Origin of the sequence: Schaalia cardiffensis F0333 (genome assembly GCF_005886435.1) — a bacterium.
Classification (GTDB): Bacteria; Actinomycetota; Actinomycetes; order Actinomycetales; family Actinomycetaceae; genus Pauljensenia; species Pauljensenia cardiffensis.
Map to the genome: position 1 here is coordinate 385,180 of NZ_CP040505.1, position 15,866 is coordinate 401,045.

At 62.7% G+C, this 15,866-nt stretch carries 21 protein-coding genes; 20 read left to right on the forward strand and 1 reads right to left on the reverse strand.

Features of this window, described 5'->3' with window-relative positions; translation table 11 throughout:
- The first annotated feature begins 55 nt into the window (after positions 1-55).
- From rpsH to glmM, 20 genes are all read left to right on the forward strand, one after another.
- On the forward strand, positions 56-454 hold the full coding sequence (gene rpsH / locus FFA61_RS01525; protein WP_005962230.1) for a 30S ribosomal protein S8: 399 nt from the start codon (positions 56-58) through the stop codon (positions 452-454).
- A gap of 15 nt (positions 455-469) precedes the next feature.
- The gene (gene rplF / locus FFA61_RS01530) at positions 470-1,006 is read left to right on the forward strand and encodes a 50S ribosomal protein L6 (protein ID WP_005962229.1); all 537 of its coding nucleotides are present in this window, start codon (positions 470-472) and stop codon (positions 1,004-1,006) included.
- Positions 1,006-1,377, forward strand: a complete 372-nt coding sequence (gene rplR / locus FFA61_RS01535; RefSeq protein ID WP_005962228.1) for a 50S ribosomal protein L18 — start codon at positions 1,006-1,008, stop codon at positions 1,375-1,377. The genes rplF and rplR overlap by 1 nt, the downstream gene beginning before the upstream one ends.
- Positions 1,378-1,405: 28 nt before the next feature.
- Positions 1,406-2,101, forward strand: a complete 696-nt coding sequence (gene rpsE / locus FFA61_RS01540; protein WP_005962227.1) for a 30S ribosomal protein S5 — start codon at positions 1,406-1,408, stop codon at positions 2,099-2,101.
- Entirely contained in the window at positions 2,101-2,283 is a 183-nt protein-coding gene (gene rpmD, locus FFA61_RS01545; protein ID WP_040313533.1) for a 50S ribosomal protein L30, read from the forward strand. Before rpsE ends, rpmD begins: the two co-directional genes overlap by 1 nt.
- 2 nt (positions 2,284-2,285) lie before the next feature.
- Positions 2,286-2,762 carry a 50S ribosomal protein L15 gene (rplO, locus tag FFA61_RS01550; RefSeq protein ID WP_005962225.1) on the forward strand — a complete coding sequence of 159 codons (477 nt, stop codon included), beginning with the start codon at positions 2,286-2,288 and terminating at the stop codon, positions 2,760-2,762.
- A gap of 187 nt (positions 2,763-2,949) precedes the next feature.
- Entirely contained in the window at positions 2,950-4,242 is a 1,293-nt protein-coding gene (gene secY, locus FFA61_RS01555; protein WP_005962224.1) for a preprotein translocase subunit SecY, read from the forward strand.
- Positions 4,239-4,817, forward strand: coding sequence for an adenylate kinase (locus tag FFA61_RS01560; RefSeq protein WP_005962223.1), 579 nt, complete (start codon positions 4,239-4,241; stop codon positions 4,815-4,817). Before secY ends, FFA61_RS01560 begins: the two co-directional genes overlap by 4 nt.
- Before the next feature lies 1 nt (position 4,818).
- A complete protein-coding gene (locus FFA61_RS01565; RefSeq protein WP_040313751.1) occupies positions 4,819-5,727 on the forward strand; it encodes a type I methionyl aminopeptidase in 909 nt (302 codons plus the stop codon).
- An 878-nt stretch (positions 5,728-6,605) separates the two neighbouring features.
- Positions 6,606-6,827, forward strand: a complete 222-nt coding sequence (gene infA, locus FFA61_RS01570) for a translation initiation factor IF-1 (protein ID WP_005962220.1) — start codon at positions 6,606-6,608, stop codon at positions 6,825-6,827.
- Positions 6,828-6,867: 40 nt separating this feature from the next.
- On the forward strand, positions 6,868-6,981 hold the full coding sequence (gene rpmJ / locus FFA61_RS01575; RefSeq protein ID WP_003790577.1) for a 50S ribosomal protein L36: 114 nt from the start codon (positions 6,868-6,870) through the stop codon (positions 6,979-6,981).
- A gap of 147 nt (positions 6,982-7,128) precedes the next feature.
- Entirely contained in the window at positions 7,129-7,503 is a 375-nt protein-coding gene (gene rpsM, locus FFA61_RS01580) for a 30S ribosomal protein S13 (RefSeq protein WP_005962219.1), read from the forward strand.
- Positions 7,504-7,571: 68 nt separating this feature from the next.
- Positions 7,572-7,982, forward strand: coding sequence for a 30S ribosomal protein S11 (rpsK, locus tag FFA61_RS01585; RefSeq protein WP_005962218.1), 411 nt, complete (start codon positions 7,572-7,574; stop codon positions 7,980-7,982).
- A 151-nt stretch (positions 7,983-8,133) separates the two neighbouring features.
- The gene (locus FFA61_RS01590) at positions 8,134-9,132 is read left to right on the forward strand and encodes a DNA-directed RNA polymerase subunit alpha (protein ID WP_005962216.1); all 999 of its coding nucleotides are present in this window, start codon (positions 8,134-8,136) and stop codon (positions 9,130-9,132) included.
- Between the two features lie 46 nt (positions 9,133-9,178).
- The gene (gene rplQ, locus FFA61_RS01595; protein WP_005962215.1) at positions 9,179-9,670 is read left to right on the forward strand and encodes a 50S ribosomal protein L17; all 492 of its coding nucleotides are present in this window, start codon (positions 9,179-9,181) and stop codon (positions 9,668-9,670) included.
- Positions 9,671-10,102: 432 nt separating this feature from the next.
- Positions 10,103-10,852, forward strand: a complete 750-nt coding sequence (locus tag FFA61_RS01600) for an ROK family protein (protein ID WP_005962213.1) — start codon at positions 10,103-10,105, stop codon at positions 10,850-10,852.
- A complete protein-coding gene (truA, locus tag FFA61_RS01605; protein ID WP_005962212.1) occupies positions 10,840-11,772 on the forward strand; it encodes a tRNA pseudouridine(38-40) synthase TruA in 933 nt (310 codons plus the stop codon). The genes FFA61_RS01600 and truA overlap by 13 nt, the downstream gene beginning before the upstream one ends.
- 257 nt (positions 11,773-12,029) lie before the next feature.
- Positions 12,030-12,473, forward strand: coding sequence for a 50S ribosomal protein L13 (rplM, locus tag FFA61_RS01610; protein ID WP_040313531.1), 444 nt, complete (start codon positions 12,030-12,032; stop codon positions 12,471-12,473).
- Between the two features lie 44 nt (positions 12,474-12,517).
- A complete protein-coding gene (gene rpsI, locus FFA61_RS01615; RefSeq protein ID WP_005962210.1) occupies positions 12,518-13,009 on the forward strand; it encodes a 30S ribosomal protein S9 in 492 nt (163 codons plus the stop codon).
- 153 nt (positions 13,010-13,162) lie between these two features.
- Positions 13,163-14,524, forward strand: coding sequence for a phosphoglucosamine mutase (gene glmM, locus FFA61_RS01620; RefSeq protein ID WP_005962208.1), 1,362 nt, complete (start codon positions 13,163-13,165; stop codon positions 14,522-14,524).
- 355 nt (positions 14,525-14,879) lie between these two features.
- On the opposite strand, the gene coaA is transcribed toward glmM, so the two are convergent.
- Complete coding sequence (coaA, locus tag FFA61_RS01625; protein ID WP_040313748.1) at positions 14,880-15,833, reverse strand: type I pantothenate kinase; 954 nt, start codon at positions 15,831-15,833, stop codon at positions 14,880-14,882.
- Between the last annotated feature and the right edge of the window lie 33 nt (positions 15,834-15,866).

The window sequence follows — 15,866 nt, forward strand, 5'->3', positions numbered from 1 at the left end:
ACGTCGCAGGTCCCGGACTCCGGAGAAACCGCGACGAGGAAGGGGTCAATCCCCAATGACAATGACCGATCCCATCGCAGACATGCTGACGCGTCTGCGCAATGCGAACCGCGCGCACCACGACACGGTCTCCATGCCGTACTCGAAGCTCAAGAACGCGATCGCGAACATGCTGGTCGAGGAGGGCTACCTCGCCTCGACCTCCGTCGAGGATGCCCGCGTGGGCAAGACCCTCACCCTGACCCTCAAGTACGGTTCGCACCGCGAATCGGCAATCAAGGGTCTGCAGCGCGTTTCTAAGCCCGGTCTGCGCGTGTATGCCAAGTCCACCAACCTGCCCAAGGTCCGCGGCGGCCTCGGCGTGGCGATCCTGTCCACGTCCTCTGGCCTGCTGACCGACCGCCAGGCAGCCGACAAGGGTGTGGGTGGGGAAGTCCTCGCCTACATCTGGTGAACAGGAGGCTGAACAATGTCGCGTATCGGTAAAACCCCCATCACCGTTCCGGCGGGCGTGGACGTCACCATTGACGGTCCTCTCGTCACAGTGAAGGGCAAGAAGGGCGAGCTGTCCCACACCATCCCCGCGCCGATTACGGTCGCACTCGAAGAGGGCCAAATCCTCGTGTCCCGCCCGGATGACGAACGCGCCTCGCGTTCCCTCCACGGCCTGACCCGAACCCTCATTGCGAACATGATCGTCGGCGTGACCGAGGGCTACAAGAAGTCCCTCGAGATCACGGGCACCGGTTACCGCGTGGTCGCCAAGGGTAAGAACCTCGAGTTCGCCCTCGGCTTCTCGCACCCCGTCATCATTGAGCCCGCTGAGGGCATCGAGTTCACCGTCGAATCACAGACCAAGTTCACGGTCCACGGCATCGACAAGCAGCTCGTCGGTGAAACGGCGGCTCGCATCCGCAAGCTGAAGAAGCCGGAGCCCTACAAGGGCAAGGGCATCCACTACGTGGGTGAAACGATCCGTCGCAAGGTCGGAAAGGCTGGTAAGTGATGGCGTACACAGTCAAGGGCAAGGGCAAGTTCGTCGCTCGCAAGCGTCGTCATCTTCGCCTGCGCAAGAAGGTCAACGGCACGCCTGCGCGTCCCCGCCTGGTCGTGACCCGTTCGAACCGCCACATCGTTGCCCAGGTGATCGACGACACCATCGGTCACACCCTGGTCTCCGCTTCGGACATCGAAGCCGCCCTCGTCAAGGAGGTAGGCACGAAGACCGAAAAGGCCCGCAAGGTCGGCGCCCTGGTTGCGGAGCGTGCGAAGGCTGCCGGCATCACCGCCGTCGTCTTCGACCGTGGTGGCAACAAGTACTTCGGCCGCGTCGCGGCCGTCGCCGAAGCCGCCCGTGAGGGCGGCCTCGAGCTGTGACCGGATCGAAGGAAAGAGAGATCAACTGATGGCTGCACCGCAGCGAAGCAGGAACGGTCAGGAAGGCTCTGAGCGTTCGGGCGACGGCGAGCGTCGCGACCGCCGCAACGGACGCGGCAACGACCGCGACAACCGTCGTGGCAATGACAAGAACGAATACATCGAGCGCGTTGTCACCATCAACCGCGTGTCCAAGGTCGTGAAGGGTGGACGCCGTTTCTCCTTCACCGCCCTGGTCGTCGTGGGCGATGGTGAAGGCACGGTCGGCGTCGGCTACGGAAAGGCCAAGGAAGTTCCCCAGGCCATTTCCAAGGGCGTCGAGGAAGCGAAGAAGAACTTCATTCGCGTCCCGATGGTCCGCCGCACCATCACCCACCTGGTCGAAGGTCGCGCCGCCGCAGGCGTCGTCCTCCTTCGTCCGGCCGCCCCGGGAACCGGCGTTATTGCCGGCGGTCCGGTGCGCGCGGTCCTTGAGGCCGCGGGCGTGCACGACGTGCTCACCAAGTCCCTCGGATCGGCGAATGCGATCAACATCGTCCACGCCACGGTCGATGCGCTCAAGCAGCTCGAGCAGCCCGAGGCCGTTGCGGCCCGTCGCGGCCTCTCGCTCGAGCGCGTCGCCCCGGCGTCAATGCTCCGCGCCCGCGCGGAGGGCGAAGCTGAAAAGCGCGCCGCCGCCGAGCAGGCCGAGGCTGAGAAGGCCTCCGCGGGGGTGAGTGAGTGATGGCGAAAATCAAGATCACGCAGACCAAGTCGACGATCGGCGCCAAGCAGAACATGAAGGACACCCTGCGCACCCTCGGGCTGCGCAAGATCGGCCAGAGCGTCGTCCGTGAGTCCACCGACACCGTCCTCGGTGCGGTGCGCACGGTGCGTCACCTGGTCACCGTTGAGGAGGTCGACTGACCATGGCGGACTCGAAGACCGCACAAGGCGAGAAGGTGCAGATCGTGAAGCTGCACCACCTCCGCCCGGCCCCCGGCGCCAAGACCGCTAAGACCCGTGTCGGTCGAGGCGAGGGCTCCAAGGGTAAGACCGCTGGACGTGGTACGAAGGGCACGAAGGCCCGCTACCAGGTTTCGGCCGGTTTCGAAGGCGGCCAGATGCCGATTCACATGCGCCTGCCCAAGCTCCGCGGGTTCAAGAACCCGTTCCGAGTGGAATACCAGGTCGTCAATGTGGCCAAGCTCGCGGAACTTTTCCCCGAGGGCGGCAAGGTGACGGTCGAGGACCTCATCGCCAAGCACGCGGTGCGTGACAACGCGCCGGTCAAGGTGCTCGGCTCCGGTGAACTCACCGTCAAGCTCGAGGTCGAGGTCGACGCCTGGTCGGCCTCAGCCGCCGAGAAGATTCAGGCGGCCGGCGGAACTATTTCCGCTCGCTGACAATGGATCGGGGGTGGTTCGGACATCGATCCGGACCACCCCCTTTCGTCATCTCCCCTCTGTTCCAAGCGGGGACCTTGTCCTCGCACATAAGAAACCATGCATGTGATGACCGAAAATTCCGGTAGTCTGGCACGGTTGCAAAGGCCGAATTGTCGGCCCATCAATCACCAGTAGGAGGAAAGCTGTGCTCAGTGCATTCGCACAGGCGTTCCGCACTCCCGATCTTCGCCGCAAGCTGCTGTTCACGCTGTTCATTATGGCGATGTTCCGCCTCGGCTCGTACATCCCGACACCCGGCGTTGACTCCAAGGCGATTCAAAGCTGCCTCTCGCAGGAGTCGGAAGCGAATCTGCTCGACCTCGTGAACCTGTTCTCCGGTGGGGCGCTCCTGCAGCTTTCAGTCTTCGCTCTGGGCATCATGCCCTACATCACAGCGTCGATCATCGTTCAGCTCCTGCGAGTGGTGATCCCCCGATTCGACGACCTTCACCACGAAGGACAGACCGGTCAGGCCAAGCTCACCCAATACACTCGCTACCTCACAATCTTCCTCGGCATCCTCCAAGCAACAACGACCCTGACACTCGCGCGCACGGGCCGCATGTTCTCTGGCTGCTCCGAGAAGGTAATCGCCGAAGACTCCTGGTGGATGTTCCTCATCATGGTGATCGTCATGATGGCCGGTACAGCCGTCGTCATGTGGCTCGGCGAACTCATCACCGAACGCGGCATTGGCAACGGCATGTCGCTCCTGATCTTCACCTCGATCATCGCGCGCCTGCCCTCGCAGATGCTCGCGATCGGACAATCCGGCAAGTGGGGCTCCGTCCTCGTGATCCTTCTACTCCTGCTGGCCGTGACCCTCGCGGTGGTGTACGTCGAGCAGGCTCAGCGTCGCATCCCGGTCCAGTACGCGAAGCGCATGATCGGTCGACGTCAATACGGCGGAACCACCACCTACATTCCGCTCAAGATCAACATGTCGGGCGTTATCCCCGTCATCTTTGCCTCTTCGATCCTTGCCCTTCCTGCGATGGTCGCCCAGTTCGGTGAGCCGACTGACGCCTGGGTCCAATGGATTTCTACGCACCTGCACCAGGGCGACTGGGTCTACCTCAGCGTCTATTCCCTTTTCATCCTCTTCTTCGCGTTCTTCTACACGTCGATCACTTTCAACCCTGAGGAAGTTGCCGACAATATGAAGCGCTACGGAGGGTTCATCCCCGGCTACCGTGCCGGACGTCCGACCGCGGAGTTCCTCTCCTACGTCATCAACAGGATCACGACCGCAGGCTCGCTCTACCTCGTGGTGATTGCCCTGCTGCCCTCGCTCCTGATCATCCCCCTGAAGCTGAGCGCCTCTCAGATGCCTTTCGGTGGAACGACCCTCCTCATTATCGTGGGAGTCGGCCTCCAAACGGTGAAGGAGATCAACACGCAGCTCCAACAGCACCACTACGAAGGATTCCTCCGATGAGCGCAGTCATTCTTCTCGGCCCCCCCGGAGCTGGTAAAGGAACTCAGGCCGTCCGCATTGGCGAGCGCCTTTCAATCCCCGTGATCTCTACCGGCGAGATTTTCCGTTCCAACATGGCTGAGGGCACGGAGATCGGCAAACAGGCCAAGTCGTACATGGATCGGGGAGAGTTCGTCCCCGATTCGGTGACGAACGCGATGGTGAAGGCACGCCTTTCGGCTCCTGACGCGACCCAGGGTTTCCTCCTTGACGGCTACCCGCGCAATGTTGAACAGGCTCGGGTCCTCGCTGACTTCTGTGAGGAACTGGGCACGCACATCGGGGTGGTTCTCGAAATCCAAGTTGACGAGGACGAGGTTGTCGCCCGCATGCTCAAGCGCGCCGAAGAGCAGCACCGGGCTGACGACAGCGAACCGGTGATGCGTCACCGCCTCGAGGTCTACCGTGAACAGACCGAGCCCGTCGCCTCCTTCTACGCTGATCTCGATCTGCTTGAGACGGTTGATGGTTCTGGTTCCATCGACGAAGTGAGCGAAAGGATCTTCACGGTCCTTGACGCGCGCTTGGGCCGCTGAAATGGGGCGCATCGAGCTTAAGAGCCTCGAACAGGTCAAGTGGATGCGTGAGGCCGGACTTGTCGTCGCCGATATTCACCGCAGCCTTCGCGAGGCGGCGCGCCCCGGGATCACGACTCGCGAGCTCGATGCGGTCTCTGCGCAGGCCATCAGGCGAGCAGGCGCGACATCGAACTTCTTGAACTACGCGGGATACCCGGCGACCGTGTGCATTTCCATCAACGACGTCGTTGTTCACGGTATCCCTGGGGATCGCACACTCGAAGAAGGCGATCTCGTGAGCTTCGACTGTGGCGCGTGGGTGTCGCGCAACGGGCGCGAGTGGCACGGGGATGCCGCCTTTTCCATGATCGTCGGCGATGAGTGGATCCCCGATGAGGAGTTCGCCCAAGGCAAGCGTGCTATGGGGGCTGCGCCTGGTGGTCTGAGCGATGAACGTATTCGGCGTCGCAGAGAACTCGATGCTGTGACCCGCGAATCCCTTTGGGCCGCACTTGCAAACCTTGAGGGTGCGAGGCGCGTCTCAGCGGTCGGCGCAGCCGTTGAGGACGTGGTTGCGCTCAACGCTGATGAGCTCGGCTGGGAGGCCGGCATCATTGAGGAGTACACGGGGCACGGCATTGGCACTGCGATGCATCAAGAGCCGGAGATCCTCAACTACAACGCACGTGGAATCTCAGCGAAACTCAAGCCTGGCATGGTGCTCGCCGTCGAGCCGATGCTCACTGCGGGTGGAATTGAGACGTTCACCGAGGATGATGAGTGGACTGTTCGTACCTGTGATGGTTCTGATGCCGCTCATTGGGAGCACACCGTCGCGATCCTCTCGGAGGGGATTTCGGTTCTCACCGCCCCAGATTTCGGCAAGGCGGGTCTCGCACCTTTTGGAGTTGTGCCGGTAGAACTGTGAGGTGACACCCTAGCGTGGGGTGGTAAGAGCGGAAGCGGTGGCCGACGAGACAGATGAGGCGTCCTTCGGGCTTCGCGAGTTTCAGGGGGGACACCCGAGGGCGGGGGATCGCCCGCAGGACATCACCACGAACCGACACGCTACCCGGTACAGCCGCAGGCGCGGGGGATCTCCAGCGGCGGTTTCAATAGCGGCGGCGGTTACGGTACAGGCGCAGGCGGGCTATCGCCGAGGGCGAGAAGCACGCCCGCGGGCGGGGTGTAGTCGAAGGCGAGGGGGAATAGCCGAGGGAGTCGGTGGCTTCACCGCCCGTCAACGCACTTTCGGCTCTCTCGCGTTCGGCCTCTCTTTTCTTCTGTCCTCGCGCTCTTTTGATCCCCGCTCTTTCGCGTTCTGGCATTTTGGGTCCGGCTGTTTCGCCTTTGGGATCGTCTGTTCGCGCTTTCTCGCGTTCAGGTTCCTTTTGGTCCCCGCTCTGTCGCCTTTCGCGTTCTTTTTCTCCCGCTCTTTCACGTTCGCGGGTTCTCAGGGCGCCCGGTCCTCAGGTCTCCCGAGCTCTGGTCTCGCGGCTCTTCTCGTGCGAGGTGAATCGGCCTCGTCAATGGACCGAGGGGCGCTGCCCGTCAGCGAAACAGGTGTCGAGCGTCGCGTGAGGCAGGCGTCGAGCGCCGAGTGAAAAGCCGTCCATTCCCGAGTGAAGCAGGCACGCATCCCGAGTGAGGCAGTCGACAGTGCCTCCAACTACCAGAATCAAGCGCTTTTGTCGTATTGTAGATCCTCGGGCGTGTCGCATGTTGGCCCTTGCCGTACATGCTGCACATGTCCCGCGGCCCTAGGGCTGTGATTCATCCGATGAACGTAGAGGACAGACGGAGGATATGGCGAAGAAAGACGGCGTCATCGAAATGGAAGGCACAGTCGTTGAGGCTCTGCCTAATGCGATGTTCCGCGTGGAGCTGGCAAACGGTCACGTTGTGCTCGGCCACATCGCGGGGAAGATGCGACAGCACTACATCCGAATCCTTCCTGAGGATCGGGTCGTCGTCGAGCTGAGCCCCTACGACCTCTCACGAGGCCGTATCGTCTACCGATACAAGTAAGAACCGACACTGACCGCCCTCGGGCGGTGGAGGAACCACCATGAAGGTCAAGCCGAGTGTCAAGAAGATCTGTGACAAGTGCAAGGTGATTCGTCGCCACGGCAACGTCATGGTCATCTGCGACAACCCCAGGCACAAGCAGCGCCAGGGCTGAGCCCAGCGCATCGCTGACCCCGGGCGAATTGCCCGACAGCATCGTTTCATCCGCCGAAAGGCGACCCCCGGTTCGGAGGCCGGGGCCGAATGGCTCATTCGGAAGAAGCGATGACGACCTCCGAGGAACAACTGGAGCACCAACAACATGGCACGTATTGCCGGTGTCGACCTCCCCCGCGAAAAGCGACTGGAGATCGCGCTTACCTACATCTACGGCGTGGGCCGCACCCGCGCCGCCGAGACCCTCGCAGCCACGGGCATCAGCCCCGACCTGCGCGTGAAGGACGCCACCGAAGAGGATCTCGTCAAGCTTCGCGAATACATCGACAACAACTTCAAGGTCGAGGGCGACCTGCGCCGCGAGGTTCAGGCCGATATTCGCCGCAAGATTGAAATCGGTTCCTACCAAGGACTTCGTCACCGTCGTGGCCTGCCGGTCCACGGACAGCGCACCAAGACCAATGCTCGCACCCGTAAGGGCCCGAAGCGCACCGTCGCAGGCAAGAAGAAGGCCAAGTAAGGCCTGAGGGCTCGTCGCACCTGCGCACGAGACCCCACACACGACTGAAGAAGGAACAGTAAAGCAACATGGCAGCTGCAAAGACCTCGCGCTCCGGTGCTTCTCGTAAGCCGCGCCGGAAGATCTCCAAGAACGTCACCCACGGGCACGCGTACATCAAGTCGACGTTCAACAACACCATCGTCTCCCTCACCGACACGACCGGTGCCGTCATCGCCTGGGCCTCCTCCGGCCAGGTCGGCTTCAAGGGCTCGCGCAAGTCCACCCCCTTCGCCGCCCAGCTCGCGGCCGAGGCTGCGGCCCGTCGCGCCCAAGAGCACGGCATGAAGAAGGTCGACGTCTTCGTCAAGGGTCCCGGCTCCGGCCGTGAGACCGCGATCCGCTCCCTGCAGGCCGCAGGCCTCGAAGTCGGTTCGATCCAGGACGTCACCCCCCAGGCCCACAATGGCGCTCGTCCTCCGAAGCGTCGCCGCGTCTGATCTGTCGCGCCGGGACGGAGCCTCGTCCTCGTCGATGAGGAACCATCCCCACGTCTGAGCGAGCCTCAGGCCGCTCACACTCCCTTGCCCGCTCCTGCGGGAACCACACTCCGGCGTCATATGGTGGGCGCCGGGAAGAAAGGACCAAGACGTGCTCATTGCAGAGCGACCAATCCTCACCGAGGACAAGGTCAGCGAATTCCGCTCGCGCTTCACGCTCGAACCCCTCGAGCCCGGTTTCGGCTACACGCTCGGTAACTCCCTGCGTCGCACCCTCCTCTCGTCGATTCCCGGCGCCGCGGTCACGTCCATCCGTATTGATGGCGTCGCCCACGAGTTCCGCACGATCGAGGGCGTGAAGGAGGATGTCGCCGAGATCATCCTCAACATCAAGCAGATCGTCCTCTCCTCCGAGAACGACGAGCCGGTCGTGATGTACCTGCGCAAGGCCGGCCCGGGTGCCGTCACCGCGGGCGACATCACCCCGCCGGCAGGGGTTGAGATCCACAATCCGGAACTCACCCTCGCGACCCTGAACGAGAAGGGCAAGCTCGAAATCGAGCTGACCGTCGAGCGCGGTCGCGGCTACGTGTCCGCCGCTCAGAACAAGGACCCGCAGGCTGAGATCTCGCGGATTCCGATCGATTCGATCTACTCGCCCGTCGTCAAGGTGACCTACAAGGTCGAGGCGACTCGTGTCGAGCAGCGCACCGACTTCGACCGCCTCGTCATCGACGTCGAAACGAAGCCCGCGATCACTCCGCGTGACGCCCTCGCATCCGCAGGCAAGACTCTCGTCGAGCTCTTCGGCCTCATGCGCGAGCTCAACGAGGAAGCCGAAGGCATCGAGGTCGGACCGTCGACCACCGACGCGACCCTCGCCGCCGACCTGGCCCTGCCGATCGAGAGCCTCAACCTGCAGTCGCGTTCGTACAATGCGCTGCGTCGTCGCGGAATCCTCACCGTCGGTGAGCTCGTCGCCCACTCCGAGGCCGACCTGCTCGACATCCGCAACTTCGGCACGAAGTCGATTGAGGAGATCAAGGAAGCGCTCGCCGGGCTCGGTATGACCCTGAAGGATTCGGTCATGCCTAACTTCGGTGACTCCGACTCCGGATCGATCCAGTTCAGCGACGAACAGTCCATCTGACCCACAGCATGCGTCCGATGGACGCGAATAATTCGTAGGAGACGAAATGCCCACTCCCAAGAAGGGCGCCCGCCTGGGCGGCAGCCCGGCGCACCAGAAGCTGATTCTCGCGAACCTCGCGACCCAGCTCATCGAACACCGCGCTCTGACCACCACTGAGGCGAAGGCCAAGGTCCTTCAGCCCTACTTCGAGAAGCTCGTGACGAAGGCCAAGCGCGGCGACCTGCACGCCCGCCGAACCGTCGCCAAGAAGATCACCTCGAAGGAAGCCGTGTACATGCTCTTCGACGAGATCGTTCCGGAACTCGACCCGGAGCGCAATGGCGGCTACACCCGTCTGATCCGCGTTGGTAACCGCAAGGGTGACAACGCTCCTCTCGTGCGCATCGAGATCGTCCTCGAGAAGGTCGAGAAGAAGGCTGTCGTGAAGGCTGCCGAGGCGACTGTCGCCAAGGCCGCTGAGAAGGCTGAAGAGCCCGCTAAGGACGAGGCCGCCAAGGTTGAGTCGACCGAGGCTGAGGCGCCTGAAGCTGAGTGACACTTGAGACGCATGCGCGTCACGAGTGCGGGGGCCGGTGATCCTTTGGATCACCGGCCCCCGTTTTTTTCCTCGATACTTCGCTTTGCCTCTGCCCGCGCTTTTCTCTGTGTTTTTGCGCGCTTTCCTCCGCTTTTGCCTGTGCCTGCCGCGCCTTGCTGGTGTGCCCCGCACCTTGTTGCCTTGCCCCGTGCGTCCCTGCTTCGCCTTCCGCGTCCCTCAGGCCTGTGCCTGAACCATTCTTCGCATCTTCCCGTGCGTCCTGCGCCTTCTTGCTTCTCCCGCTACGTCCTTTTGCATCTGCCTGCACTTTCCTCACCTTGCTGTCTTGCCTCGCGCATTCCTCCGCCTCCTCCAGGCGAGAAGCATCCGCTTGCTGCGAATAACAGGCCCCAATGAGCCGAAGCACCGTGTGCGGATAAAGTGAGAGTCATGTCCGAAGAGATGACCCTCGCGATCGACTGCGGTGGCGGAGGGATCAAGGCCTCCGTCCTCGACTCGCACGGCACCATGATCGCCCCGCCGCTGCGCACACCGACGCCCTATCCGCTCCCACCTGCGCTCCTCGTCCAGACCGCGGTTGATCTCGCGGCACGGCTGCCCCATGCAGACCGGGTCACAATGGGAATGCCCGGCATGATCCGCCACGGGGTTGTCGTCGCGACCCCCCACTACATCACGCGATCGGGTCCGCGATCGAAGATCCTTCCCGAACTCGTCGAGGAATGGCGATTCTTCGATATGGGCCGCGCCCTCGGCCGCGCCCTCGACCTGCCGACAAAAGTCCTCAACGACGCCGAAGTCGCCGGAGCCGGAGTCGTGACCGGCACCGGCCTCGAAATGATCATCACCCTGGGCACTGGCCTGGGCAACGCCGTATTCGACGGGGGCGTACTCGCGCCCCACATCGAAGTCTCCCAAGGCTTCGTGCGCTGGGGGCTGACCTACGACGACTACATCGGCGAGCATGAACGTCTGCGTCTGGGAGATACCCACTGGTCTCGACGCGTCCGCCGGATAGTCGACGGACTGCGGCCCATGTACATGTGGGACAGACTCTACCTCGGCGGCGGCAACTCGAAACGCATCACGGCAGGGCACCGGGCCAAACTCGGCGAGGATGTCATCATCGTTCCCAACGACGCGGGAATCATCGGGGGAGTACGAGCATGGGAACTGTGAACCTCCCTGAGAAAGCCGAAACAATCCGGGTGCGCGTCGACCTTGCCTACGATGGCACGGACTTTCATGGCTGGGCGGCCCAACCCGGACTTCGCACAGTGCAAGGAGAAATCGAAACTGCCCTCGCCCTCGTCGCCCGAATGCCCCTCGTGCTCACCGTCGCGGGACGCACCGATGCTGGGGTGCATGCACGCCGCCAGGTCGCGCACGTCGACATTCCGCTCGACGCCTGGCAGGCCTTCGCCCCTCGTGGCGCAGACCGAGAAGATGATGCGGCGATCGGCACAGCTCTGACGCGCAGACTCAACGCCCTGATTGCCCAAGCCCACGGCGAATGGGGGAGAAGACACGGGCTGCTCATCCCCCGTGGAAGCTCCGACATCGTCATCTCGAGAATCAGCAGGGTGAGTGCCGACTTCGACGCTCGCTTCAGCGCCCTCGGGCGGAGCTATTGCTACCGGATCTGCGAGGGCGCGCCCGATCCGCTGCGCAGGCGTGACGTGCTGAGCGTTTCCGGGCCCCTGAACCTTGAGGCGATGAACCGGGGGGCCGCTGCTCTGCTCGGCGAGCACGATTTCCTCTCCTACTGCCGCCCCCGCGAAGGGGCCACGACGATCCGCACTCTCAGGCGCCTCGAGTTCACGCGCCTCGGGGGGATCATCGAATGCCGAGTCGAGGCGGATGCTTTTTGTCATTCCATGGTTCGCTCTCTCGTCGGCGCTCACCTTCCGATCGGCCAGGGAAAAAAACCCGAGTCCTGGTCCGCGCAACTTCTTGAGAAGTGCAGCCGCGAAGGGGCGGCCCCGATCGCTCCGGCGCATGGCCTCACCCTCGAGGATGTGCACTACCCGGAAGAAGAACAGTGGGCGTCGAGGGCGAAGACGGCCAGGCGACGCAGGGACTGCTGCCAGGAGGACTGAAGAAGCGCACAAGCCTGGCGTGCACAACGGGGCTGATCGACGTGGAGCTGAGTGATCCGACACAGTGCGCCGACGGCTTTGACCGGCCCGATGCACGCGGATAAACTGACTAACGCTGTGCGTCAGCGGCTCCTTCGGTGCATTCCCACTCGCCGTCGAGCGGCCTTTGACGCCTCGCGCGAACCGTTTCATCGAGAGCCAGGCCCAGAAACCTGAGGCACACGCTCCATGACCGACAAGAATTGAAGGTTACGCCCGTGCGCACCTATTCACCCAAGCCCGGGGACGCGGACAAGAAGTGGTACGTCATTGACGCCACCGACGTCGTCCTCGGCCGTCTGGCGGCCAAGGTCGCCGACATTCTCCGTGGGAAGCACAAGCCGACGTTCGCCCCTCACATGGACATGGGCGACAATGTCATCATCATCAATGCGGACAAGGTCGTTCTGACCGGTAAGAAGCTCGAGCAGAAGATGGCGTACCGCCACTCCGGGCGTCCCGGTGGCCTCACCGCCGTCTCCTACCGTGACCTCATGGCGAACTCGCCTGAGCGCGCCGTTGAGAAGGCCGTCCGTGGCATGCTTCCCCACACCAGCCTCGGCCGCGCGCAGTTCAAGAAGCTGCACGTTTACGCCGGTGCTGAGCACCCTCACGCCGGCCAGTCGCCGGTTCCCTACGAGATCACCCAGGTGGCCCAGTGAGCGCCCCGCGCTCCTGAGCACCCCATTAAGAACTGAGGAGAACCGTGGCTGAGACCACTGAACTCGTCGAGCTGGACGAAGAGAACGTCCCCAGCTCGTACACGACCGAGACTGAGTCCGCGCCCGTCGGCGCCGGCCAGTCCATCACCGCGCCCGGCGCGGGCCTGGGCCGCCGCAAGGAGGCCGTTGCTCGCGTTCGCCTGGTTCCTGGAACCGGCGAGTGGAAGATCAACGGACGCACTCTCGAAGACTACTTCCCGAACAAGCTCCACCAGCAGCTCGTGAAGTCCCCCTTCGTGCTTCTCGACATTGACGGACGCTTCGACGTCATTGCCCGTATCAACGGTGGAGGCGTCTCCGGCCAGGCCGGCGCCCTGCGTCTGGGCATTTCGCGCGCCCTCAACGAGATCGACCGCGAAGCGAACCGCCCGGCGCTCAAGAAGGCAGGCTTCCTGACTCGTGACGCCCGTGCGATTGAGCGCAAGAAGGCCGGCCTCAAGAAGGCCCGCAAGGCCCCGCAGTACTCGAAGCGCTGATCTGTTCTTCACGCTGTGGCCCCGCCCTCGTTTCGACGAGGACGGGGCCTTCGGCTTTGAGGCGACGCGCTGAGCCGCACGAAGACCCAAGAACCCTATGAGTACACTGACGGAGGTACACGCTTTCCTTCCAGTAGCCCAAGGAGCCTCATCGTGACACGGATGTTTGGAACTGACGGAGTACGCGGACTGGCGAATGAACTCCTCACCCCCGAGCTCGCAGTCCAACTCGGTCAGGCCGCCGCACGAGTCCTCACGAAGGACATCCCCGCCTCGCAGCTCTCACGCACAGGTCGTCCTCGTGCCGTTGTCGGACGCGACACCCGCGCCTCGGGCGAATTCCTCGACCACGCGATCAGTGCGGGCCTCGCGTCCTCGGGCGTCGATGTCACTCGCGTGGGTGTCCTCCCGACCCCCGCGATTGCGCATCTCACCGCCACTCAAAACATTGACCTCGGCGTCGTCATCTCCGCATCCCACAATCCTTTCCAGGACAACGGCATCAAGTTCTTCGGCCGCGGGGGCTACAAGCTCGACGATGCACTCGAAGATCAGATCGAGGCTCTCCTTGGCAAAGTCGAACAGCTCCCCACGGGCGCTGCAGTGGGTCGCGTCATCAAAGGCGAGACTGTCGCAGATCAGAACTACATCAACCACCTCGTTGATTCGGTTGGGACCGACCTTTCGGGACTACGGATCGTCGTTGACGCCTCCAATGGAGCGGCGAGCCACGTCGGACCGGCCGCGCTGCGAGCCGCGGGCGCTGAGGTCATTGTCATCAACGCTTCACCCGACGGTCTCAACATCAACGCGTACTGCGGCTCGACCCATCCTGAGCAGCTCCAAAAGTATGTTGTCGCCGTTCATGCGGATATGGGCGTCGCTTATGACGGCGATGCGGATCGTTGTCTCGCGGTTGACGCTGAAGGAAAACTCGTTGACGGCGACCAGATCATGGGGCTCCTCGCAGTGGGGATGAAAGCCGATGGCACTCTTGGCTCCGACACCCTGGTCGTCACGGTCATGTCGAACCTGGGGCTGCTCTTGGCGATGAAGGAGCACGGCATCCGTATCGTCCAGACCGGCGTCGGTGACCGTTATGTCCTCGAGCGCATGCTTCAGGGCGGCTACACTCTCGGCGGTGAACAGTCGGGCCACGTCATTGACACGATCCACGCAACCACGGGAGATGGGGTCCTCACTTCGCTCCGCATCGCGGCGCGGATGAAGCGCACAGGCAAGTCCTTGGCGGAGCTCGCCTCCATTGTTCAGCGCCTTCCCCAGACTCTTGTGAATGTTAAGGGCGTTGACAAGGCCTGCGCAGGTACGAACGCTGCTGTGCAAAAAGCAGTGGAGGAGGCTGAGGCTGAACTCGGTAAGAGCGGAAGGGTCCTCCTGCGTCCCTCCGGCACTGAGCCCCTCGTTCGAGTCATGGTTGAGGCCGCGACCCAAGAGCAGGCCGATGAGGTTGCTGGGCGTCTCGCCGAGGTCGTGAAGGACAATCTCGCCCTCTAAGAGACAGGCTGGTGCTTTTGGGAACAGGTGGGCGCTCTGAGGGCAGCAAGGACGGGGCTCGCCCGCTCAGAAGGCAGTGTGTGAGCGTCCTGCTGTTGAAGTGGAGGGTTTGGCGCGCATCTTGGCTGGGGCTTGGTGCCTGAGTGGTGGGTTTGGCGCGCATGCCGTCCATGCCCGGTGTCTCAGTGGAGGGTTTGGCGACAGGTGGAGGGGCTATGACCCCTCCAGATGTCGTTATCCCCTCCATTTGTGAAAAGGGATGCGGCCTGGAGGACCTTGGAGGCGCGCTCGACCTCGTTATCCCCTCCACTTGTGAAGGGGGGCGCAGTACAGGCGCAGAGTTTAAGCCTTGCGCTCAATCCCTGCGCAGCAGAAGCGACTCGACGCGGTGCGAGGAGTCTTTCCTGAAGACCATCGTCGCCCGCTCGCGCGTCGCAGAAATGTTCTCACGAAGATTCGGCAGGTTGATTGCCGCCCAGATCATCCGGGCCGTCGCCTCGGCCTCTTCATTAGACAGATTCGCGTAGGTCTTGAAGAAAGAATCCGCCTTCGAGAACGCGGTCTTGCGCAGTTCGAGGAAACGATCCACATACCACTGCTCGATATTCTCCTCGGAAGCATCAACATAGATGGAGAAGTCGAAATAGTCCGAGACGGCCACGCTCACATAGCCCGGCACGACGCGGGGCGGCTGGAGGACGTTCAAGCCTTCAACGATGAGAATGTCGGGCTGTTGAATGCGCAGCTTCTCGCCCTCGACAATGTCGTACACGACGTGACTGTAAACGGGCACCTCAAGTTCGGGAGCCCCCGATTTCACTGCTGCGAGGAAGTCGATGAGGGCAGCTCGATCGTAAGACTCGGGGAATCCCTTGCGCGCGAGAATCCCCTTCTTGTCGAGGATCTTATTCGGGTAGAGGAAACCATCCGTGGTGACGAGGTCGACCCTGGGGGTGTGTGCCCAGCGTTGCAAGAGGAGCTGGAGAAGGCGAGCGACCGTGGACTTGCCAACCGCGACAGAGCCCGCAATACCGATGACAAAGGGCGTGTGAATCTCACCGGTCTCGCCCAGGAAAGCGCGTCGCTCCTTAGCTGTGCGGCGGCGCCCATCAACGTACAACTGGAGAAGAGCTGTGAGCGGACGGTAGATCGCATCGACTTCGCTCATATCGATCGGGTCGCCGAGGGAGGCGATGCGCGTAATGTCTTCTTGCGTGAGGGGAAGGGGTGTCCTTTCGACGAGACGATCCCATTCTTCGCGCTCGAAGCGGACGAAGGGGCTGAACTCGTGGGTGTCGGTGCAAGTCACGTAGGCATTGTCCCGCACCGACACCCGTCGCGC